Source organism: Parabacteroides sp. Marseille-P3160 (assembly GCF_900162725.1).
Classification (GTDB): domain Bacteria; phylum Bacteroidota; class Bacteroidia; order Bacteroidales; family Tannerellaceae; genus Marseille-P3160.
Genome location: NZ_LT799418.1, coordinates 1,981,835 through 2,005,783, shown reverse-complemented (window position 1 = coordinate 2,005,783; position 23,949 = coordinate 1,981,835). Strand labels below are relative to the sequence as shown.

The following is a 23,949-nucleotide window of genomic DNA, read 5'->3' as shown; positions in this document are numbered from 1 at the left end:
TTTACCCGGGAAGTTTCTTTACATAGATGAAAGGGTAGCATACTTAATCATATGGAAGACAAGAAAAACGGAAAAGAGAGAAAAAAAGGCTTGAATTGGGCAATAAGTTTACTCGAAAAATATTTCAAGGGAGAACTTGATGCAAAGTCGACGGAGAAGTTGAGAAAATGGAATCCGGAAGAGATCGGTCCGATCTACGAGGCTTCTGAAGAAGAAATCTACCGGAGTAGGGAAAAAGTCAAAGAAAACCTATTTCGCCGATTAGGCATTGAGGATCCCGATAAGAACGAGGAACCTCAAAACAAACGAAAAGGACGGGCAATCTTCAATCTGTTGAAATATGCTACCGCCGCCGTTATCGCCGGACTTATCATAACGGGAGGATATTTTGCCATGAACCGCTCCGCATTGCCCCCTTCCAATTACCTGGCAAAATCAAACGAGGAGATTGTCATCGAAGCGGGCAAGAGCATCCGCGTCATTACACTTCCTGACTCCACCAGGCTTCATATAAACATCGGGAGCATAATCAGCTACAATAAAAGCAGTTTTAACCATCGGAAGCGCGAAGTCCGGTTGGAAGGCGAAGCCTTCTTCGACGTAGCCAAAAATCCCGACAAGCCCTTTATCATCTATACCGACAAATTAACGACAACAGTGAAAGGAACCTCTTTCAACATAAAGGCTTATAAAGAATTGGAAGAGAATTCCATATCAGTGAGGAATGGCTTGGTAGAAATCAGCGACGGTGAAAAGAAATTAACCTTATTGACTATTAATGAACAACTTACTTATAACACGGCAAAGAATCAATTTAAAACGGAAACAGTCCGCTGGCAAAACGCCGCCGAATGGATACGGGGTGGTTTTGTATTAAACTATGTAGGCCCTCAGGAATTAGCAATGAGGATAAAACAATATTACGGAAAAAATATCGAAATCCGGGATCACGCACTTGACAATATCCGGATGAAATCATCTTTTGCAAAAGGCACCGGATTCGAGAATGTCATCAGGACTTTATGCGAATTATATCATGTAAAATATTCCTGGGAAAACGATAAAATCATCTTATACAAATAACGGATAAATAAGTTAAATGTAAACATATAAGAATTCTCATAACAGGGAAGAAAAGGAACCTCATTACTTCTAAAAACAAAAAATAAGAATATAAAACATTGATTATTAACAAACAAAAGAAAGAAAAATGAAAACAAAAAGAGATGGAAGGTTTTGGTTTAAGGCGCTTCTGTTAAGTACGGCAATCTTTTGGTTATGTACCGGATTATCGGCCCAAACCATCCAGAATGGATTTCCCGCGGAAACCGTGGAGCAGAGGGTGAAAAAATTGGCAGCCATTGGCCAAACCAACATTTCCTTTGATTCCCCACAGATCGGGAACAAACAATTACCTGCGGTGAATGCAAAAGGTAATACGATTGAACAGGCGCTGGAAAAGAGTCTTGCCGGTTCAGGGCTCACCTTTAAAAAGATAGCTGAAAATACATATATCATCATTTCTCTTCCGGTTAAAGCTGCGGCAACGGAAAGGAAAACGAAAATTTCCGGGAAGGTAGTTGACAATAAAGGGCTCCCTATCATAGGAAGTACCGTACAGGTGAAAGAATTGGCGAACGCCGGAACGATGACGGATGCGGATGGGACTTTCATACTCGAAACCATTCTTCCCTCCACTCTTACGATTTCCTATATCGGATATCAAAAGAAGGAGATTCAAATAAAGAATAATTCCCCCTTACATGTCGTATTGGAATCGGATGACCAATTACTCGACGAAGTAGTAGTCGTAGGATACGGAGTACAAAAAAAGGTGAACTTGACAGGCGCCGTTTCTTCTATCGGATCGGATCAATTGGAGCAAAGAACGGTACTTTCTACGTCTGCGGCCTTGCAGGGGCTTGCGCCCGGAGTAACCGTCACTACTCAATCAGGAGCGCCCGGCGGCGACGGAGGACAAATACGAATCCGGGGGATCGGTTCTTTCGGAGGTTCGGACTCTTCTCCCCTTATCTTAATTGATGGGATTGAAGGAAACATAGATATGCTGGATGTAAATCTTATTGAATCTGTTTCGGTTTTAAAAGATGCCGCTTCTTCTGCTATTTATGGCTCCCGCGCTGCCAACGGGGTTATCTTAATAACAACAAAACGAGGTACTATAGACAATGTACTCGTGAATTACAAAGGATATGCCGGTTGGCAGCAGGCAACTCGGATACCGGAAGTAACGGACGGATTGACTTTCATGAAAGTCTTCAACGAAGCAAGCATGAATGATAACGGATACGAATTGTATGATGAAAAAGCAATAGAAGAATATAAGGAAAAATATGCCGCAGACCCGGATAATTTCGATTGGCAAAAAGCAGTCTTATCAGGTTCGGGGTTCTTACAAAACCATTTCGTTTCTTTATGCGCCAACTCCGACAAAATTCATGTCATGCCCTCCTTCGGTTATAGCGACCAACAGGGGATCATCAAAAATACCGGGTTTAAAAGATATATCTTTCGGAACAACATGGATATCGCAGCAACCGATAAATTGTCTGTCAAATTAGATGTCTCCTTTAACAATAGCGACCGGACACAAATTGCAGACGAAGGAACTATTTGGAATTATCTGGGACGAATGCCAACTAACATTCCAATCAAACGCAATGGTTTATGGTCTGAAGGTTGGGTTAACAATAATATTGTAGGATTCATTGAAGAAGGAGGAAACAAAAAGACCAATAATATTGAATTTATCGGCAATTTAAACCTGGATTATTCTCCATTCAAATGGCTCAAACTGAATGGAATCATCGCTCCCAGGTATAAGACACGGAATACACATACATTTAAGAAAAGCCTGATGACTTACAACGATGACGGAAGCGAAGCGGGCGCGTCTAATACTTATACGGATCTGACAGAAACGGCATCCCGCTATTATTATGAAAATTATCAGTTTTACGCTTCTACTTCCCATCAATGGAAAGAACATTCCTTCAACCTGATGCTCGGAACTTCCCGTGAGACGTATGATGAAAAATATCTGATGGGATATCGGCGCGACTATCAATACGACGATTACGAAGTCCTTGATGCCGGCGCTGATAACGAAACGAAAAACAATGGAGGTGCCCGCTATCAATGGGCCTTGATTTCGGCTTTCGGACGCTTCAACTATAGCTACAAAGACCGCTATCTTTTTGAAGCGAATGTCAGACGGGATGGTTCTTCCCGATTTTCTTCCTCCAACCGATGGGCTACTTTCCCTTCCTTCTCCGCAGGTTGGCGTATATCCGAAGAGGCATTTATGGCGGACTACAAAAAGATAATCGACCAATTGAAACTCCGCGCTTCCTGGGGCAAATTAGGAAATCAAAATATTGGAAGCACTTACTATCCTTTTGCCGAAATGCTTGCGGTGGGAAGTATCTCCATGAACGATAATATTTATCCGTTGGTCACACTAAACACCATGTCGAATTCCAATCTGATTTGGGAAGAAACGACAATGATTGATTTTGGCGTTGATGTAAACCTGTGGAATCATTTTTCCATGTCGTTCGACTGGTATCGTAAAAACACCGATGGAATTCTCTTGCGATTAAACACTACCGAATTGTCTGGTCTGAGCGCTCCCTATCAGAATGCCGCTAAAGTAAGAAATACAGGATATGATATCAGTGTAAGCTATGATAACCGATGGGGAGATTGGTCTTTAGGCGTAAACGCAAATTTATCGGACGTAAAAAATGAAATCACGGATATGAAAGGACAGACATCCGGCGATTTACTGCGCCAGCAGGAAGGTTCCCCGCTTAATTCGATCTACGGCTATGTAGCTGACGGGCTCTATCAATCGGAGGAAGAAATCAAGGCCGGCCCGACACAAATCGGTACCCTCCAACCGGGTGACATCCGATACAAGGACCTCGCCGGAGCCTTTGATGAAAATAACAATCCAATACCTGACGGAAAGATCACGGATGCAGACAAAACCATCATAGGAAACACCATTCCCCGTTACACTTACGGTTTCAATCTGAATATAGGATGGAAAGGGATTAAACTTGCGGCCCTTTTCCAGGGCGTAGGAAAAGTGGATGGTTATTTAAATTCGCATTACGTTATTCCCTGTGTAAACTCAAGTGCCGTAAAGACCTGGCAACTCGATTACTGGACGGAAGAAAACCGGGATGCCGCTTTTCCGCGCCTCTCGACCTCATCTACCAACAATACGCAAAATTCAACCTTCTGGATGAAAAGCGCTGCCTATCTAAGGTTGAAAAGTCTGCAATTAGGCTATTCAATTCCTAAAGATTTTATAAAAAAATTGGGAGTAAAAGACTTATATCTTTATGTTGATGCCCAGAATTTATTTACGCTTACCGATTTTTGGAAAGGATATGATCCGGAAGTTTCCTATAATGCAAGCGCGGCAGACGGCGTTTCATTAGGCGCTGCTGCTTATTATCCACAGGTTCAAACCTTTTCAGTCGGTTTAGATATTAAATTTTAAAAAGAAAAATCATGAAAAAAATAGTATTTGAAGTAACATTGCTTTGCTGTTTATTATTAAACGGATGCGATTTGGAACGCCTTCCTTTAAACGGACCGACTACCGGCTCCTTCCCTGCAAGCGAGGAAGAAGCGACAATGGGGTTATATGCCGCCTATAAAGGATTATCCTTACTGGATGCATCCAGTACGCCCATCATTCATGTAATGGACAATATTACGGATGTCGGATATGCCCGGCCGGGAGGGAATTACACTCCTTCTATCACAAGTTCCGTCACGACGGACAATGCATTGGCAACCAAACCTTGGGAATATCATTACAAAACAATTGCCCGCTGCCATTTAGTGCTGGATAATCTGGAAAAACTGAAGTCTGAAATAAGTGAAAACGACTATAACCAGTTAGACGCGGAACTTCGTGTGATCCGTGCCTATTGTTATTCACAATTGATTGAACTATATGGCGACGTACCTCTTGTTATGCATACGCTTACTTTAGAAGAGAATGAGTTTCCCAAAGAATCGATGACAACAGTTCAGCAATGGATTATCGATGAACTGACGGCTGTTGCGGATCATCTTCCCGTTTCCCAGCCAAACTATGGAAATGTCCGCGTAGGAAGCGTGGCCGCCTATATGTTAAAAGCCAGAGTAGCCTTATATAGCAAACAGTATAACGTTGCGGCCGAGGCGGCGGCTAAAGCTATCCAGCTTTCAGAAGGAGTCTATGAATTAACGCCCTTTGACAATTCATCCGCCTATTGCAATCAGACATATGAAGCCGGTGAACCGGAATGTTCCAACATTTTCGGTTACGACGGATATGCAACGAGCAAAGAATGGATCTGGGTCATTGAATATAGCCAATTGATCAGTGGAAATACCCATAACCAAGGATATTATATGGGCTCCCGTCTGGGAAAAGGCTGTGCATATTGGGGTCCCACACAAAACTTTATCGACTCTTTCCAAGACATTAACGGCAAACCGATAGACCAGTCGGAAATCTATGATGCTGCCGATCCTTTCACGAACCGGGATCCGCGACTCGATATGTATTGCGCCCGTCCGCACGCACGACTGATGGGCTTCCAGTTCGAAGCGAATACAAAATACAGCAAAGTTAAGAACTATTGGCCGGTCATTAAAGGAGAAAGCGATGCTCCTTCATCCGTTAGTAATACGGATGCGACCAATGCTTATCGTACCTTTTCCGGTTACTACTGGAGAAAGCACACGGATAATAAAGATTACGAAACCAATTCGTCAAAGGGTGTTTCCGATTTGAATTGCGGGATCTTCCGTTATGCCGAACTACTTTTAATTTATGCGGAAGCTAAAATTGAAGCTAACAAGATAGACGCTTCCGTATACGATGCCATCGATAAAATACGGACAAGAGCCGGTATGCCGGTTTTGGAACGTAATCTTTCCCAAAGCCAGTTGAGAACGGCCTTGCGCTACGAACGGAAAATCGAATTATGCAATGACGGATTGCGATGGTATGATTTGCGCCGTTGGGATATAGCTGACAAAATTATGAATGGCTACCTTTATTTAAACCGGAGTGGAAATACATGGACAAAAGGGGTGATTACCCGTATTGACGAAAACTATACTCCGATTTACAACCATGAAGAAGCTAAAAAATACTTTACTACTCAAGAAGTTGTCTATAAAAAAGAAAAAGACGAACTTTGGCCGATAGCTCAATCCGAATTGGATTCGAATAAGAAATTAACACAAAATCCGGGATATTAATCAATTTAGACTAGTTAAGATAATGAAAAAGAGAAAGTTTTTTAAATATGTAACACTGGCTTTACTTACGATCGGAGTTGTTAGCAACGCCTTTTCACAGGAACCTTATCAAAAGCCCGAATTGGAACAGAAAGGGTCTTGGTCCGTGATTATGGTACCGGATCTCCAAAACTACGTAAAGCGTGGCGTAAATCAACCCATCTTGGATTTGATGACTGCATGGATTGAAGACAACATCGACTCTCTGAATATCAAAATGGTAATTTGCGTAGGCGACTTGGTGGAGCAAGAAAAAAAGATAATCAGGGATTACGACGGCGACCAGTCTTCCCAACGCCAATGGGAAGCCGTGGCGCACGCTTTTGGCAGATTGGACGGAAAGGTACCTTACATAACCGCTACGGGAAACCATGATTACAGCATCGACAGGGAGGGAAACCGGAGTTCCCGTTTCAGCGAGTTTTTCACTGTAGACAAGAACTGGATGAACCAAAAGACACTCGTTCAGAACAGTACCAATGAAGCCGGTGAATCGACCTTGGAAAACTCGGCTTATGAACTAAAAGATTTAAACGGAAAGGACTACCTGTTCATGACCATTGAGTATGCGCCGAGAGATACGGTGATGGCTTGGGCGAAGAGGATTGCAGGCATGGAACAGTATAAAAACCACCGGATCATCCTGACTACGCATAATTATTTGAACGAAAAGGACGAATATACTTCCGGGGAGGTCAAATGGTTGCTATGGGAACCTTATTCGGTCAACAACATGATTCAGAAATCCCCGGCGATAAAACTGCCGAAATCCAACAATGGACGGCAAATCTGGGAAAAGCTGGTAAAACCTTCTTCCAATATCGAAATGGTACTCTGCGGACACATATCGGGCGAAGGTTACAGAATGGATAAGAATGCAGCGGGAAAATCCGTCCACCAGATATTATTCGACGCCCAATCCATGGGAGGCGGCCACCGTTATGGCAACGGCGGAGACGGATGGTTGAGAATTCTGGAGTTTTATCCGGACGGAAAAACAGTCAAAGTCAAGACCTTTTCGCCGCTCTTCGGTATTTCCCCCACGACACGGGAACATGCCTGGAAAAAAGACAGCCGCAATGAATTCACCCTACAATTCAATTAAGGCAAGATTTCTGTCTGAAGGGAAATGAAGAAAAGGTTCCGTACTTTCAGAACAGTAGCAAACAAGGAAGGAAAGGCTGCCGCAAGGGCGGCCTTTTCTATTTAAAATCAACCAAGGCGCGGTAGACGACGACTTGGGCGCCTTGGTCGAGCGTGAGGGTGAACTCGGCGCCGAGGGCCTGGTTCAAGGTACCTTGCCACCAGTTGGTGAACTGACGGGCGGTTACCTCCCAACGCAAGCCTTGTGTGGTGATCTCTCCGCCGGGATGGAGGGAAAAAAGGGAGATTTGCTGGCCGGGATTGCTCGTTAATGTGGCGGAATGAAGCAGGGGTGTAAAAAGCCCGTAATCCGAAAGCATCTCGATCCGGTCGAACAGCTCTGCATATTCGATCAGAAGGGAGATATTCCCCAGCGTATGGTCTTCCCGCAGGCCGGTAGCTCCCAGGATAAGCGGACGGCGAAATCCCGCCTGCCGTACAAAACGGACAGCTTTCGTCAGGTCGTTCGTTTCCTGGTCGGCGGAAGAATGGATTTTCTCGGCATACAGGTTATGCAACTCCGGCGGGATACTATCCAGATCCCCGATAACGGCAAGTGGCTCAAGGCCTGCTTCATGAATCTTGCAGATGGCGCCGTCGCAGACAATCAGCGCCGTCGCTTTCCGCAGTTCTTCCAACGGAAGCGGCGCCGACGGGAACCGGCCATTCGCCACAATTACACAATCATACGTTGGCTCCATCCGCCTTTTCTCCTTTCTTTTTCCAATTATAAAATCCGATAATAGCCAATATAAAATATCCGAAATAAAGAAACGAGGTCGGATATAATCCTCGCGAATAATAGAGGTAAGCCGAAGCAAGATCGATGACCCACCACCAAACCCAATGCTCCAGAATACGACGCGCCAACATCCAGGTCGCTACAATCCCACCGGCAGTGACGAAAGCGTCTCCAAGGGCAACCGGAGAATCCGTGTACCGGTTGAGCAGAAAATAGATTCCTCCGAATAAGAGCAGCAGGGCGGCTCCGGCGCCCACCCCTGTTTTCAGGTCAAGATGCGTATAGACAATCCCCGCCGACTCCGATTCCGGGGAAGCCTTTTTACGGCTCCATCGAAGGAAACCGTAGAGGCTGATCAACACATAATAGATATTCAACGCCATGCCGGCATAGAATTTGGAAAAGAAAAAGACAAAAACATAAATCAGCGACGTGAGCAATCCCACGACCCACATCACTTTCTTTTGCCTGATCTCCAAATAAAGATAGAGCAATCCGCTGGCAACGCCGAAGTATTCGAGTGTCTGTTCCACCGCGCTTCCTTCCATTAAAAACGAAGCGTAACGCGTCCCATCACATGCGTACCGGCCTGTGTGAAATAGCCGTTATCATTCTTCCGTTCCCCGTCCGAAATATAGGAATAGGTCCAACCGTTCGATTCATACTCTTCATTGAACAGATTATGGATCGTAAAATCCAGGGCAATCTCATTCATAAATGCCGGCTTGAAAACGTATCCCAACCGTAGGCTGCTGATAAAATAGGGATCGAGTGAACGCTCCTTGTTGGAGGTATTGTCCATATATTGGCGGCCTACAAACTGGGAATTGAATCCGGCGCTGAAACCTTTGTAATGCAAGTCGAACAGACTGTTGGCAATGACATCCGGGGAAAAGGAGATGTCGGTCGTCCCCAAAGAATTGGCCTGTTGCGGAAGTGACTCGTCACCGGCATAGACATCCACGTATTCCGTGAAGTTTTTGATCTTGTTCCGGCTCAGCGTCAGGTTTCCGTTCCAATCCAGCCAGGGAGCGATCTTCACTCCCCCTGTCCATTCTACTCCCATCCGATAGCTTTGGTCGATATTGGTAGTCAGAAGTTCGCCTATCTCGCTGATTCTTCCGGACAGGATCAGTTGGTCTTTATAGTCCATATAATAAAGGTTGACGCCGAGACGGAACAATGGATGCGAATAGGTATAACCGGCCTCGTAATCATATAGCGTCTCGTGCGTCGGACGTTCATTGGCCGCCGCCTCAGTAAAGTTATCCCGCCCCGGTTCCCGGTTGGCTACGGAAAAGGAAACGAAAGCGTTATGTCCCCCGGAGGTTAGGTCCAACCCGACTTTCGGATTGAAGAAATTCCAGTTCCGCCGGATATCCACATTATCGCCCGCCTTATCGTCGCTTCCCTTTATCGAATAATCAATTCCGCGGTATTGCAAGTCCAGAAAGCCGCTCAAAAGAGAAGAGAACTGATAATTCGTTTTCACAAAAGCATTATAATCCGTTTTCTTCCCGGTATTCCGGTAATATTCATAATCCGGCTCGGGTAAGGCATTGGCCGCTTTCGCCCAGATCACCCTTCCGAAATGATCGCCCACATACCGGTTGGCAGCCGCTCCGAAAGTGAACTGAAGCGCTTCTTTCCGGTAATTCGCACTGTAGATGGCTCCGTAAAAGTCATTGTCCAGCCATTTCCGGCGTACCAGATCCGTCTTTGCCTTCTCCTGGCCATCGGGATTGATATAAACCGGCAGTTTATAACCACTATATTTTGCATCTTCTTTGTAATCTTCATAATATCCGTTTCCGTCGGTATAATGCAACGTCAGGTTCATGTTCCAATAATCCCCGAGGCGTTGGCTTGCCATCAGGTGGTAATGATGCTGCCAATAATTATCTGTCTGGTTGTTATAGAATTTCGTCACCCCGTTTTCGTCATATTCCCCGCAGGGATTGTAGGTACGATCCGTCTTCAGCGAATCCGCCGGCACGCCGTTCCACGCCTGGTAAGTTTTTTCACTGCTTCCAAAGGTCTGGAACTTGATCAACGTATTCTCGGCATAATAAGCTCCCGAAACGAAATAAGAGCTCATGTCCGCATCGGCCCGGTCGATATAACCGTCCGTTTCCACCTTGGAATAACGGGCGTCAAACACAAAATGGTCATATAAAAGTCCAGTACCTCCTTTGGCGGTATGCTTCCATGTACCGAAAGAGCCGGCTGACAGGGAGTATTCCCCATAAGGCTTCAGGCTTGGATTCTCTGTCTGCAACGCTACCGTCGCGCCGAAAGCAGCCCCGCCATTCGTCGAAGTCCCTACTCCCCGCTGGATCTGTATATTATCGATGGAAGACGCAATATCCGGCATGTTTACCCAAAAGACGCTTTGCGACTCGGACTCATTCAGCGGAACGCCATTTATGGTGATATTGATACGGGCGGCATCCGTACCGCGCACCCGGAAGCCTACATAGCCGATCCCCAAGCCGCCGTCCGAAGTCGTAATGACCGATGGAGACTGGGAGAACAAATAAGGAATCGCCTGTCCGTCATTCCGCCGGTTCAGCTCTTCTTTCGACAGCTCGGAATAGGCGATCGGTACGCCTTTGCCCACCTTCGTGGCAGTAACAACGATTTCATTCAAGGAAACGGTCTTGGGAACCTGTACCGTATCGGCCGGGCTTTCAGCCTGCGCCGTTAAAGTCGCCGTAACAACGGCGATACAACTCATAATAAATACACTTTTCATCCTTCTTGCCTTTTAAATAAAACGATATGAATAGGATAAGGAGTGTTAGGTAGGACATATACACCGGATGGATTCTATCCCTTCGGCGGCATTACCCGCATCAGGTACTATGGGTATAATCTCAGCCCGGGAACGTCCGCAACGCGAATCATTCCGCAAGCACCCCTTGGTATTCAAAAGGCAAAGCTATAAAAAAATCTTAAACAACACAAATGAATGTACACTCCCCATAGAATATTTCTATCGCACACCCAATCCTCTCCGCTTATTTATCATCATAGTGACCATAAGCAGATATAGAACTAAAACGGTTAGCGTTTCACCATTTACCGAATAAACAAATCTATGTTCTTGTGCCATTCTGCGCAACCATTACCCCATTTTTTCAATACCCAAAGGTTTTGGATGTCCTGTGCCTGCATCGGGGCATTCATAAAGTTCTTCAATTAATTATAGAGCCTTTTTGTATACTTATGGTTCATTTATCCTTTTGCTATAATTTCATGTATTATTTCGATAGAAACATGGCATTATTTTTATTAAAAATAAAGTTAGCCAAACGGTTAATTATATATAAATACATTCTATCCGGCATTTTCCTTCTTAAAAAAATATATATTTGAAAGCATTATAATCGTTACAATTACATTTTAATATCATGAAAAAACTAAACTAATTGAAATTGCATGAAGAGGACCTAAGTCTTGTAAACAAATAAAGAAATGGAAAACCGCATAAGTTCCAATAACCATTGGTGGGGTCTACTGCATAAAATGTTTGCAATTAATAAAGTTTTTTCGAACAGATTAAAAATTTTGAAAATGAAAAAAGTAAATGCAATTTCAGCTATTATCCTTTTTATAATGACAGGATGCGGAGGAAACAAAGAATCAAAAGATGATTTCATCACTGTCGATGTGAATGCCAATTATCCGGAGAAGGAACTGATTCTTCAGGATTTTATGGATGTAGAATATGTTGCTCTGGAAACTACGGACGAATTTATTACTCAAGGTATTATACAGGCTATCGGTAAGGATATCATATTGGTAACAAACCGAACCATAGATGGAAATATTTTTGTTTTTGACAGGAAGACCGGTAAAGGCTTAAGAAAGATAAACCGCTTAGGGCAAGGCCCGGAGGAATATTCACAGTTCACAGAGATTGTCCTGGATGAGGATAACAATGAAATGTTTGTCGTGGCCTATAGTGCAAGAAACATACTGGTTTATGACTTAGATGGAAACTTTAAAAGAAGTTTCAAATTCATAGATGACACCAGTTATTATAATTATACATTCAACTATGACCGGGATAATTTGATTTGTTATAAGAGTTATTTACCGGGGATAGAAACCGAACAATCTTCCCATATACTTTTTTCCAAACAAGATGGCAGTATTACGCGGGAAATTCGACTACCTTTTAAAGAGATTGAAACACCGGTTATAATAGAAGGCGAAGGAAATATAACACCCGGTTTTTACCTGACAGTTCCAAGTCATAATGATTGGATACTTATGAGAACCTCATCCGATACTATCTACAACTATTTACCGGATGGCAATTTAAACCCCATTATTGTAAGGACCCCCTCCATACACGCCATGAACCCTGAAGTATTCCTCTTTCCAACTGTTATTACCGACCGTTATTATTTCATGCGAACCATGAAAAAAGAAATTGACTTTACAACGTTTAAAGGATTCCCCGGTATAGATTTAGCGTACGACAAGCGGGAGAAGAGCCTATTCAAATGTATCGTAATCAATGATGATTTTTCAAACAAGCAACAAGTTTCTTTGGGAGAGAAACCCGAAAGCACTGTAAATAAAGAGATCGCAACCTGTAAGTCCTTAAATACCCCTGACCTGATCGAGGCATATGGAAAAGGGCAACTCAAAGGCAAGCTGAAAGAAATTGCCTCGACTTTGGAAGAAGATTCAAATCCGGTGATAATGCTGATAAAACATAAGAAATGATAGAGGATAATTGTACACGAAGCTCGCCCAACGCCTTCGCCGCACGGGACCAGGAGTACCGGAGGAAAAGGGCTGTGCTATTGCTAATGAATGTCCTTTTCCTTTATTCAGATCGGGAATGTGTTGGATAGTAAAAGAAATTGCCATAACTCGAATTTGTTTTTAAGGTTATTGATTTTGTTATTATAGTATACAGATTTTAAGCACAATGCACTGACAAATTATTCTTCTCCCGCCATGCGAAGATCTTTCACTAGCCGGAGAAAGATCTAGAAAATCAGGTTATGGTATCTCCTAACAATATTTAAGACCTGCAAATAATCCTAAAATTTTCTGGGCAAAGCCAGAATAAATGATGGATAATATCCGACCTCTGAGTCTCCTCTTTCAAAAGCGCCAAACCATTTAAGATTCGGTTACAAATGACAGAGAATGGCGGAAAAGGCCTGTGAAATGCATTTTCTTTTCCTATCTTTGGCTTGGTTTTAATTTGAATGTTCATTCTTAATTAGATTGTCATGTTATCTAAGAAACTCTATTTCCTACTGTTTCTTCTCGGTTTTTCGATCTCGCTATATGCTCAAACCATTCATATTGAAGGAATAATACAAGATAAACAATCGGGTGAGGCGCTTGCCGAAGCGACTGTTTACATCAAAGAAACCGGTAATGCCGTGACCTCGGATCAGTCCGGGAAGTATTCCTGCCGGTTAAAAAAAGGTAGCTATACGCTTATCGCTTCTTATATCGGCTATAAAAATGAGGAAATACGGATAAAGGCCGACCGGGACCAGACCGTGCCGATCCTTTTGGAAAGCAGTACTGAACTGCAGGAGGTTATTGTGTCGGCAAAAGCGAAGGATGAAAATGTATCGCGGATCAGTATGGGCGTGGAAAGGCTGACCGCGACAGAAATCAAACGGATACCCGCGCTGATGGGCGAAGTAGACGTGATCAAGGCTATCCAGTTATTGCCCGGCGTACAGTCCGCCTCGGAAGGGGGGTCGGGATTCAGTGTCAGGGGAGGCTCTCCCGATCAGAATTTAATCCTGTTGGACAATTCCACCGTTTATAACGCCGCCCACCTGATGGGGTTCTTTTCGGTCTTCAACAATGACGTGCTCAGCGGCCTTGAGCTTTATAAAGGCGACTTGCCACTGAAGTTCGGCGGCCGCCTCTCGTCTTTACTGGACGTACAGACAAAGACCGACCAGCCGGAGAGGTTTCAGGGAACCGGCGGAATCGGACTGATATCCAGCCGGTTGATGCTCGAAGGCCCGATCGGTGAGAAAACCTCTTGGATGATCGGGGGAAGGCGAAGTTACGCAGACCTTTTCCTTAAATTATCCAATGACGAATCCCAACGGGATGCCGCCCTCTATTTTTATGATGTCAATGCCAAATTGTCCCACCGCTTTTCGGGAAAAGATAAGGTAGAAGGGAGTGTCTATTTAGGCCGGGACTTATTCGGCGCCCAGCCGGGAGAGTTTAAGTACAGTAATGCCGCCGGTTCGCTCTCGTGGGGACACACCTTCTCGGACCGGTTGTTTTCGAAGTTCAGCCTGCACTTGACCAATTACGACTACGGCCTGAAATCCAAACTGGAAGATGCCGAGGCGGCATGGGACGCCAGCATCTTCGACGTCATGCTGAGGGCTGATTTCAACCAACCGCTCAGCGACCTGTGGAACCTGGGTTACGGCGTTTCTACCATCCATCACCATTTCCAGCCGGGAGTGGTCACCATGCCGGACTATCCGGGCCTCAAAGTGGAGGGAAACAATGCACTCGAACACGGGATCTATCTTTCCAATGAGCAGAAATTGAGCGACCGGCTGAGCCTTAAGTACGGCTTGCGGGTATCCGTCTTCCAAAACATGGGGAAAGCCTTGGTCTATAGTTACGATAATGAGTACGAAGTATCGGATTCGACCCGGTATAAGTCGGGGGAGATCTATCATACATATACCGGCCTGGAGCCACGCCTCGGATTCGTTTACAAGCTGACGGACTATTCTTCGGTGAAAGGAAATTATGCCCACAACACGCAATACATGCAGTTGGCTAACAATTCCGCTTCCGGTTCGCCGCTCGACATCTGGTTTCCCGCCAGCCCAAACATCAAGCCGCAGCGGGCGGATCTGTTTTCCCTCGGTTATTTCCATAACCTGAAGGAAAATAGCTATGAGACTTCGGTAGAAGTTTATTATAAAGGCTTGAAAAATGTAGTCGATTTTGCCGAGCATGCGGAACTCATGTTGAACGATAAGTTGGAAGGGGAAGTGCGGACAGGAACCGGGAAGGCTTATGGAGCCGAGTTTATGGTGAAGAAGAATACAGGACGGCTGACCGGATTCGTCAATTACACGCTTTCCCGTTCGGAGCGTACGATTCCGGAAATCAATCAAGGCAAGACATATCTGGCTCCATACGACAAGACGCACAGCGTTAATATTGTGGCGAATTACCAGCTGTCGGAGAAGGTCAGCCTCTCCACTGTCTGGGTGTATGCGACCGGAAATCCGACGAGTTATCCTTCCGGACGTTTCGAAATCGGCGGGGAGTATTTCCCGATTTATTCCGGACGAAACGAATTCCGAAAACCGGACTATCATCGCCTGGATCTTTCGCTGACTTATATTCCCAATCCGAAGTCCAAAAAGCGTTGGCAAGGGGAGTGGAATTTCTCCTTATATAATGCTTACTGGCAGAAGAATCCGTGGATGATCACGTTCGACCAGGACGATGTGAGCGGTCTCCCTCATGCCGAAATGATTTATCTGTTCGGGATCATCCCCTCAATTACCTATAATTTTAAATTCTGACAAAATGAAAAGAAAGATATTCCAACCGGTATTCTATACATTAATATATATACTTCTCACAGGCTGTACGGCCGACATCGATATAAAGACCAATGACTCCGAACCGGTGATCGTCATTTATGGCTTGCTGACGAACGAGTATAAGAAGCAGTCCGTAAGGCTCACGCGCTCCTCGCCATATTTCAGCCAAGAGAAGAATGAGGCGGTTTCAGGCGCCGTCGTCCGTATCACGTCGTCCCTCAATGAGGAATTCAATCTCATGGAGAGCCAGTCGGAGAAGGGCACCTATGAAACGACCGATTCCCTTTCCGCAAAAGCGGGGATAACCTACCGGTTGAATATCCAGGTGGATTTCGACGGGGATGGCATAGTCGACACATACGAGGCGGAAACCGTGATGCAACCGGCTATCAGCCTCGATTCCATCCGGATAAAACCGTTAAGAATCATGGGTGAAAGCTATTATGCACTCAATCTCTATGCGACTGACTCACCTGATGAAGATTATTATATCTGCAACTATTTCGTCAATGATACTTTAAAGACCGATCGGATCAGCCGCTACCGTATGCTAGGCGATGAAATCGTGAACGGGGAATATATAAACGGACTTACGATCGAATATTTCCTCGACCGGAAAGAAGCAAAGAAGCATGAAAATGAGGATAACTTTGACGATCTTATTTTTGTCTCGCCCGGAGACCACATTACTATCGAAATGAATAAGGTGGAGAAAAGTTACTATCTTTTTATCATAGATTGCCAGATGGAAATGAAAGGAGAAAATCCTTTTTTCGGCGGTCCGGCCTCCAATATCAGAACCAATATCAGCAAGGGGGGAACCGGATTTTTCAGCGCTTATACCATCAACCGGATCGAGGCAAGCGTCCCGGCAGATGAAACAAATTAGTTTGTATAAAAAATCAGACTAAGCAACGGTTTATCCTTTACCCAATAGAACCACCTCCTACCAGAGAAAGAAAATGTAACATTTTTGTAACAATTTGATACCTTCAGAAGGGGATTATAAACAAAATGAACCCCATTAACCTTTATTAACTCAAAATATTTTATTATATGCTCTACAACATATTATATTTGTAATGCAAAAAGGTTAAAGCCTTTCAGGAATGTAAAACACAATAAGGATACCATGATAACGCGGGATTCTTATTGTGTTTTTTTTTCTGGAAGATTACAAAAGGTTATTAATTAAAATTTTAGGTTATGAAAAAGGTATTTATTACAGTAGTTGCTCTGTTAGCGTTAGCTACAAGTTCTTTCGCTTCAAACAAGTATGACGTTCTTATCAAGTTAAACGAACCGGCTACCTCAAATGCAGTTGCTCGTTATCTTGGAGTAGGTTTCAATGAAAAAGATCAGTTGAAATCAATCTTCTCGATTTCAGAAGCCAAAATCAAACGCGCTTTGGAAACAAAAGACGAAAAAGCTGCAGAAAAAGCTTTGATTTTCAATCTGGCAAATGTAAAGGCCGTTCTTTCACAGGAACAATACCAAAAGTATCTGACCCTTTTGAATGTAACTGCTCACAATAATAGTTCAGCCAATTTGATGGTAAAAGAGTAAAAGCAGAAGGATCATGGATGAAGAATGTATTAATTCGATAAACAACAGAATAAAGGGTGTTCAAAAAACAATTGAACGCCCTTTAATTTTTATCCCCACCCTGGTCCTGTCTATATTATTTATTTTGTGACTGTATCTCCTTGGGACAATGCCGTTTGTTTCATTTTTTTCTCCAACTTCCCAATCTTCTGTTCCAGTTGTTCGATTTCTTCTCCCTGGTTTTTAATGGTAGTCAGCAGGGAATTCAGTTCTTCATTCTCGATGGAAGACGGGAATTGGGACTGTACACGCAGAATAAAATCGGATAAGACATTCATATAATTATTGAAGGCATCGTATGCATTATCATACGGACAGAAGGCATCGCTCCTACGCGTACTCATATAATAGAAGTGATCGCTGCTCTGCAAATAGATCCAATCCTGCTTTATCCGCCGGTCGTCACAGAGGGCGACCCGTTCGCTGATTTCATTAATTTTGCGGAAAGCTTCCTGCTGCAAAACATTCCCTAACCACGGGCTGCAATCTTTTTCTTCGTTTACCCATGACATCGGATAGGGAACGGAAATACTGTCTACCGGTTTTACAGTAGAGAATATTTCGGAAGGCAACGAAAATGTGAAGCCTTTCTGTTCTGCATAATGGGGTAAAGCCCTGAAAAAATCAAAAATACCGGTCTCGGCAGCATGGAAAGAGCCTAATACATCATAATTCATAAATGCATTGGTTATTTCTTTGGATTCTTGTTGATCGATCCATGAAATATATTTATCCGCCGTCAAAGGATATTCGTTCCAGCTATAATCGGCAAAACGGACGGAAACGTCTTCGCTGAATCGGTCGTTCTTCAACAGCAGTTTCAGTTGCGGTTCTACGCTGGAGCTGTATACATAATTCGGGCTTTTCCATCCCAGGACATGCTTTGCTCCTTCGGTCAACATCCCCTTAAATCCCATGTTATAGATCAACTGGGAAATATCATCCGAATAAATCAATTCCGTATTACGGAATACTCTGGGCTTCACCCCGAAAAGTGCATGTATCTTTTCGCGATGCGCCTTCACTTCCGCCTTAAACTCGGCGGCATTTCCCAAGGAAGAAAGGGAATGGGCGTAGGTCTCGGTAAGGAATTCGATATTTCCCGTCTTAGCCAACTCCTTAAAGCTGTCGATTACTTCCGGAGTATAGACTTCCATTTGCTCCAAAGCCGTTCCCGAAATAGAAAAGGCAACTTTAAATTTTCCTCCGCTGGACTTAATCATATCCATCATCAAACGATTAGCCGGCAAATAACATTTCTCGGCTATCCGGTGGATAATGTCTTCGTTTTGGAAATCATCATAATAGTAATGGTCGTTCCCTATATCAAAGAAACGATATCTCCGCAAACGAAACGGCTGGTGTATTTGAAAATAGAGGCAAATCGTCTTCATCATATTATGCTGTTTTTTTAGTTGTAACTACTCTTCTTTAATACCGCATCGTATATCCGGCGTACCTTTTGCCCGGCATATTCCCACTTGATATTATTCACTTCAGTCCGTCCTTCTTCTTTCAATAATTCATGGAAAGCAGGATAGGTTATCAAACCATAAATGGAATCGGCTATCGCATCGATGTCCCAATAGTCTACTTTTACGGCATATTGCAGAATTTCAGCACAGCCGGACTGCTTTGAAATAATCGAAGGCACGCCGCATTGCATGGCTTCCAAAGGAGAAATGCCAAACGGTTCGGATACAGAAGGCATCACATACACATCGCTTGCCTTAAAGATTTCATACACCTGTTTACCTTTCATGAAACCGGTAAAGTGAAACCGGTCCGAAATATTGCGGGAAGCAGCCAAACGTATCATCTGATCCATCATATCTCCGCTGCCGGCCATCACAAAGCGTACGCCTTGCGTCTTGTTCAGGACTTTAGCCGCAGCTTCCACGAAATATTCGGGGCCTTTTTGCATCGTTATACGTCCTAAAAAAGTTACAATCTTATCCTTCACTCCTTTTTTGTTGGGAATACTTAGGATATCCGTTCCAAGAGGTTCCACCGCATTATGCACAGTCGTTACTTTATCGGGCGACTGGTGATATTTTTCGATCACGGTCTGCCGGGTTAGATTGCTCACGGTAATGATATGATCCGCATGATCCATTCCATCCTTTTCAATAGCATAGACGCTGGGATTAACATTTCCCCGGCTCCGGTCGTAATCGGTTGCATGGACATGGACAACCAACGGTTTTCCACTAATCATCTTCGAATAAATACCGGCGGGATAGGTCAGCCAGTCGTGTGCATGAATGATGTCGAATTGTTCTGTGCGGGCAATCACTCCGGCTACAATCGAATAATTATTAATTTCCTCCAATAAATTATCCGGATATCTGCCGGAAAACTCCAGGCATCCCAAATCGTTCACATGCCGGTAGCTGAAATCGGCATATATATGATTACGCAAATCAAAATAGAGCTGGGGATCCATATATTTGGACAGGCGGCCGGATACATAATCCATATTGACATCACGCCACACAATAGGCGTATTGCATGCGCCTATTATTTTCAGAAAACTCTGGTCCTCGTCCCCCCACGGTTTAGGAAGGACTAACGTAATATCCATATCGGGCTGCATCGACATCCCACGGATCAAGCCATAACTTGCCGTACCCAATCCCCCGAGAATATGCGGAGGAAACTCCCATCCAAACATTAATGCTTTCATTCTTCTTTTTCTTCTTCTGCATTATACTTCCTCAACATATCCACGATCCTAAGCATGGAAGCAATACTCATCAAATAAGAGATTGCTCCCCGCCCGATAAAAGGCGGATTTCCATCAAAAAGCTCCGAAATCGTTCCGATACAATGCAATGACATTTCTTCTTCCAAACTAATCAACATCCGTTCTGCAAATGAGACTCCGCTTCTTCCGTTCAATTGCAGGTAAGAAGACAAATAGGGTCCTAACAACCAAGGCCACGCTGTTCCCTGATGATAGGATAGGTCTCGTTCATATTGAGGCCCGACATAATAAGGACGATATCCTTCGCTTTTGGGGCTTAAGGTACGCAATCCTTTCGGCGTCAACAACTCTTTCGTTGCCACATCCAATACATTCCTTTTCTGGCTCCGGGTAAGGGGTGAATACGTCATGGAAATCGCAATAACCATATTCGGTCGCACGCTCCAGTCCGGGTATTGCCCGTCTACATAATCGAAAAGGTATTTATATTTATTCACAAAAGTCTCAGGAAAGAAACGGTCCAGCGTCCGGACCACTTTATCCACGGCTTCAATCTCTACTCCGCCCTTCATTTCTTTATAAAAACGTAGGGCATTATACCATAAAGCATTCAATTCAACCAGGTATCCGGAACGACAGACGACCGGCTTGCCTTCAATTGTCGAATTCATCCAGGAAGCTGCCTTATCACGTCCTTTGACGTAAAGCAAACCTGTATCCATCAATCGTATATCCGGGTGTCTCTGCTCAAAGAAGAATTGGATTATCTCGCTGACAAGTTCCTCATAACGCCCGACAGCCTCTGCCAATCCGATTCGATTAGCGTATTGCTGCACACACCAAACAGCCCATAAAAGCACATCCGGCTTATCCAACTCACGAATAACCGGATCCAAGGTACCATCTTTAATATAGGTCATCAGTGCAGGCAAGGCGCTCCGCATCAATTTCTCATAGAGTTCCCGGTCGTCTATACACAATGTACAGCCGGGAATTGAAATGAATAAATCCCGCGCCCGGACTTTAAACCACGGATAGCCGGCCAACAAGTAAAATTCGTCTCCTTTAGGATTGAAAAGGAATTGTTCGGATGCATTCTTCAACATATTGAAGAAGCTCGACCGGGGGGTACGTAACTGCAATTCCATTTCGTAGAGCAACTTCATGCGGGTTGTTACCATTTGCTTATCCCCAGCACAAAAGAAGAGAGTTTCTCCTTTTTTGATCGGCACTTCAAAATAACCGGGAACATAGAGATCCTCATGATACGGATAACCCCTCTCCTGCTCTTTCGGATACTCAAGGCCTTTATACCAGTAAGGTTCGAAAACGAATTTGGCGCTTTTGCTGAATTGCATGTATAAATCGGGATAACCTTCATACATGCAGGTCTTGATGCCGTTAGGTATTTCTTCATACGATTGGTTTACCGAGCCGTTTTCATGAGTCAGTTGCTTTACACTGCGAAAAGCAAGAAACGGACGAAAGCGCAAGGTTGTCACCGAATGGGCATCTTCCAGTTTATATCTGATGAATATCTGGTTTTCCGTTCTTGAAAAGACTTTTTCTTTCGATAGAATAACTCCACCCACACGATACAGGGTACGCGGAACTATTTCCGTATTATATTCCCGGATATACTTATGCCCGTTCGGGCTGAAATGGCCTCCGGCATATTTATGTAATCCCAAATTAAATTCCGCTCCGTGTTGGATCACAGTTTCGTCAAAGGAAGACAGGAGAACATGGTTTTCATCATCCAGGCAGGGAACCGGCATAACCAATAGGCCGTGATACTTACGAGTATTACAGTCTACAATGGTAGAACAATGGTAAGCCCCTTTCTGATTTGTACGAAGTACTTCACGCGAAAGTGATTCTTCCAGATTGTTCATTAACGTTTTATCAAATTTAAGATAGCCCATTTTAATTTATTTATTTCTCCGTATAAAGGTCTGTACGTATCAAATGTATCAAATATTAATAATATAGACAATAGAAGTCTCCATTTTCTTTCAATAAATATAGTAATGAAATAAGCTTTCCTTTTTTTAAACAGAATAGAAGGATTCTTTATCCAAATAAAAAAAAGAAAGATCAAAGAAAGTGTATAGAGTAAAAAAAAATAATATTTTAGAAATGAGACAAGAATAAATTTATCAGGGAAGGTTCGACCAATAAAGGAAAACAGAAGCCGTATATTGCGCCGTAAAAGTGGGCATAATGATTGATATTATCTTTCGCTCTTCGTGCCATATATTGACAATAAATAAGATAGAGCACGCCAAAAAGGAGACTGGGTATAGGTAAAACGGCGAATAAAAGAATCTTTCCGAAAGGCTCAAAGAAGATGTATGTAAACAGGACACTTGACACGGCACCGGATGCTCCGATAGAGATAAAGGCGGGATTCCCCTTTTGTTTGATTAAATCGCCGATAGAAGCAACGACCATCCCTCCGAAATATAGCAACAGGTAAACACCTTCACTAAATTCCATAGAAAGAAAAAGCGTTTCAATATAGACGCCAAAAGACCAGAAAGTGAACATATTGACTAACAGATGCATCGAATCGGCATGGACAAACCCATGGGTTATAATGCGGTACCATTCATGGTTCCGAACTACCCTGAAAGGGATTAAAGCCAATTTCTCAAAAAGAGAGCGATTGGAAAAACAAATAAAAGAAACCGCACAGGTTATTGCAATAAGGATATAAGTAATCATAGATCTATTCGCTTTTAAAAATGTAAATATAAGAATCCTGACGTAATATCCCAGAGTCTTCCTTATAAGAATCTCCAAATTATCAAAACAACGGATCTTTCCCGGCTTCCCTCCTTAACACAAAAAAGACCGGAGAAGTTCTTGCTCCTTGCGGAGGGTGAACTTCCCCGGTCTTCAAAAAACGGCGGCGACCTACTCTCCCACTTATGACGCAGTACCATCGGCGCGATCAGGCTTAACTTCTCTGTTCGGAATGGGAAGAGGTGGATCCCTGATGCTATAACCACCTGAATTGCTTCGCTTACGATTCCTTGTGATGCACTCCTGCACACTCGGGCCTCTGAAAGGCCATTCACGTAAGCCTGTCTTTTATATAAACATACCGGACGCAATAAAGTAAATATACAGAGTCTAAAGCCGTCCTTTTTTTTCTTTTCAAAGAAAGTCACGGGCTATTAGTACTGCTCGGCTCGGACATTACTGCCCTTACACCTGCAGCCTATCAAGGTCATCGTCTATAACCACCCTTCAAGGGATATCTAATCTTGGGGAGGGCTTCGTACTTAGATGCTTTCAGCACTTATCCCTGCCAGACTTAGCTACCCGGCGGTGCACCTGGCGGTACAACCGGTAAACCAGAGGTCTGTCCAACACGGTCCTCTCGTACTAGTGTCAGAGCCCCGCAAATATCCTGCGCCCACGATAGATAGAGACCGAACTGTCTCACGACGTTCTGAACCCAGCTCGCGTGCCACTTTAATGGGCGAACAGCCCAACCCTTGGGACATTCTCCAGCCCCAGGATGTGACGAGCCGACATCGAGGTGCCAAACCGCTCCGTCGATATGAGCTCTTGGGAGCGATCAGCCTGTTATCCCCGGAGTACCTTTTATCCTTTGAGCGATGGCCCTTCCATACGGAACCACCGGATCACTATGCTCTAGTTTCCTACCTGATCGAGTTGTCTCTCTCCCAGTCAAGCGCGATTATGCCATTACACTCTACGACCGGTTACCAATCGGCCTGAACGCACCTTTAGAAGCCTCCGTTACACTTTTGGAGGCGACCACCCCAGTCAAACTACCCACCATACACTGTCCTTCT

Annotated in this window: 15 protein-coding genes, 1 rRNA gene, 1 riboswitch and 1 other annotated feature (1 of these 18 running past the window's edge); of the genes, 8 read left to right on the top strand and 8 right to left on the bottom strand. The window is 44.0% G+C overall.

Translation table 11 applies throughout. The features are described from left to right. Window positions 1-51 precede the first annotated feature (51 nt). The 4 genes from BQ8014_RS07900 (at window position 52) to BQ8014_RS07885 (ending at window position 7,441) form a co-directional block, all read left to right on the top strand. Complete coding sequence (locus tag BQ8014_RS07900) at window positions 52-1,083, top strand: FecR family protein (protein ID WP_080903900.1); 1,032 nt, start codon at window positions 52-54, stop codon at window positions 1,081-1,083. A gap of 127 nt (window positions 1,084-1,210) precedes the next feature. Beyond that, on the top strand, window positions 1,211-4,534 hold the full coding sequence (locus tag BQ8014_RS07895) for a TonB-dependent receptor (protein WP_080903899.1): 3,324 nt from the start codon (window positions 1,211-1,213) through the stop codon (window positions 4,532-4,534). Between the two features lie 11 nt (window positions 4,535-4,545). Next, a complete protein-coding gene (locus BQ8014_RS07890) occupies window positions 4,546-6,297 on the top strand; it encodes a RagB/SusD family nutrient uptake outer membrane protein (protein WP_080903898.1) in 1,752 nt (583 codons plus the stop codon). A gap of 22 nt (window positions 6,298-6,319) precedes the next feature. Then, a complete protein-coding gene (locus BQ8014_RS07885) occupies window positions 6,320-7,441 on the top strand; it encodes a metallophosphoesterase (protein WP_080903897.1) in 1,122 nt (373 codons plus the stop codon). Window positions 7,442-7,538: 97 nt separating this feature from the next. Here the strand turns inward: BQ8014_RS07885 and BQ8014_RS07880 are convergent, their stop codons facing one another. From BQ8014_RS07880 to BQ8014_RS07870, 3 genes are read right to left on the bottom strand one after another with little or no spacing between them, the layout of a single operon-like run. Beyond that, window positions 7,539-8,180 carry a thiamine diphosphokinase gene (locus BQ8014_RS07880; protein WP_080903896.1) on the bottom strand — a complete coding sequence of 214 codons (642 nt, stop codon included), beginning with the start codon at window positions 8,178-8,180 and terminating at the stop codon, window positions 7,539-7,541. After that, window positions 8,164-8,769, bottom strand: a complete 606-nt coding sequence (gene pnuC / locus BQ8014_RS07875) for a nicotinamide riboside transporter PnuC (protein WP_080903895.1) — start codon at window positions 8,767-8,769, stop codon at window positions 8,164-8,166. The genes BQ8014_RS07880 and pnuC overlap by 17 nt, the downstream gene beginning before the upstream one ends. Next, a complete protein-coding gene (locus BQ8014_RS07870; RefSeq protein ID WP_080903894.1) occupies window positions 8,769-10,976 on the bottom strand; it encodes a TonB-dependent receptor in 2,208 nt (735 codons plus the stop codon). The genes pnuC and BQ8014_RS07870 overlap by 1 nt, the downstream gene beginning before the upstream one ends. 60 nt (window positions 10,977-11,036) lie before the next feature. Next, a riboswitch (TPP riboswitch) is annotated at window positions 11,037-11,153 on the bottom strand. A 644-nt stretch (window positions 11,154-11,797) separates the two neighbouring features. Here BQ8014_RS07870 and BQ8014_RS07865 point away from each other — a divergent pair. The 4 genes from BQ8014_RS07865 to BQ8014_RS07850 all read left to right on the top strand — a co-directional run bounded on the left by BQ8014_RS07865 (window position 11,798) and on the right by BQ8014_RS07850 (window position 17,373). After that, complete coding sequence (locus BQ8014_RS07865) at window positions 11,798-12,961, top strand: 6-bladed beta-propeller (protein WP_080905881.1); 1,164 nt, start codon at window positions 11,798-11,800, stop codon at window positions 12,959-12,961. A gap of 518 nt (window positions 12,962-13,479) precedes the next feature. After that, window positions 13,480-15,786, top strand: a complete 2,307-nt coding sequence (locus BQ8014_RS07860; RefSeq protein WP_080903893.1) for a TonB-dependent receptor — start codon at window positions 13,480-13,482, stop codon at window positions 15,784-15,786. Window positions 15,787-15,790: 4 nt separating this feature from the next. Next, window positions 15,791-16,696: a DUF4249 domain-containing protein gene (locus tag BQ8014_RS07855; protein WP_080903892.1), complete on the top strand. Its 906-nt coding sequence runs from the start codon at window positions 15,791-15,793 to the stop codon at window positions 16,694-16,696. Window positions 16,697-17,013: 317 nt separating this feature from the next. Then, window positions 17,014-17,373 (top strand): hypothetical protein, encoded by a 360-nt coding sequence (locus tag BQ8014_RS07850; protein WP_080903891.1) that lies wholly within the window; start codon window positions 17,014-17,016, stop codon window positions 17,371-17,373. A gap of 119 nt (window positions 17,374-17,492) precedes the next feature. Here the strand turns inward: BQ8014_RS07850 and BQ8014_RS07845 are convergent, their stop codons facing one another. From BQ8014_RS07845 to rrf, 5 genes are all read right to left on the bottom strand, one after another. Continuing rightward, window positions 17,493-18,806 (bottom strand): glycoside hydrolase family 57 protein, encoded by a 1,314-nt coding sequence (locus BQ8014_RS07845; protein ID WP_080903890.1) that lies wholly within the window; start codon window positions 18,804-18,806, stop codon window positions 17,493-17,495. Between the two features lie 17 nt (window positions 18,807-18,823). Beyond that, window positions 18,824-20,098 (bottom strand): glycosyltransferase, encoded by a 1,275-nt coding sequence (locus BQ8014_RS07840; RefSeq protein ID WP_080903889.1) that lies wholly within the window; start codon window positions 20,096-20,098, stop codon window positions 18,824-18,826. Then, window positions 20,095-22,044 (bottom strand): glycogen debranching enzyme N-terminal domain-containing protein, encoded by a 1,950-nt coding sequence (locus tag BQ8014_RS07835; RefSeq protein WP_080903888.1) that lies wholly within the window; start codon window positions 22,042-22,044, stop codon window positions 20,095-20,097. Before BQ8014_RS07835 ends, BQ8014_RS07840 begins: the two co-directional genes overlap by 4 nt. Window positions 22,045-22,252: 208 nt before the next feature. Beyond that, window positions 22,253-22,846, bottom strand: coding sequence for a rhomboid family intramembrane serine protease (locus BQ8014_RS07830; protein ID WP_080903887.1), 594 nt, complete (start codon window positions 22,844-22,846; stop codon window positions 22,253-22,255). Between the two features lie 179 nt (window positions 22,847-23,025). Further along, window positions 23,026-23,137: ribosomal RNA gene (gene rrf, locus BQ8014_RS07825) — 5S ribosomal RNA — on the bottom strand. 156 nt (window positions 23,138-23,293) lie between these two features. Further along, window positions 23,294-23,949, bottom strand: a sequence feature (most likely nonfunctional fraction of RNA operon) (it continues 1,628 nt past the right edge of the window).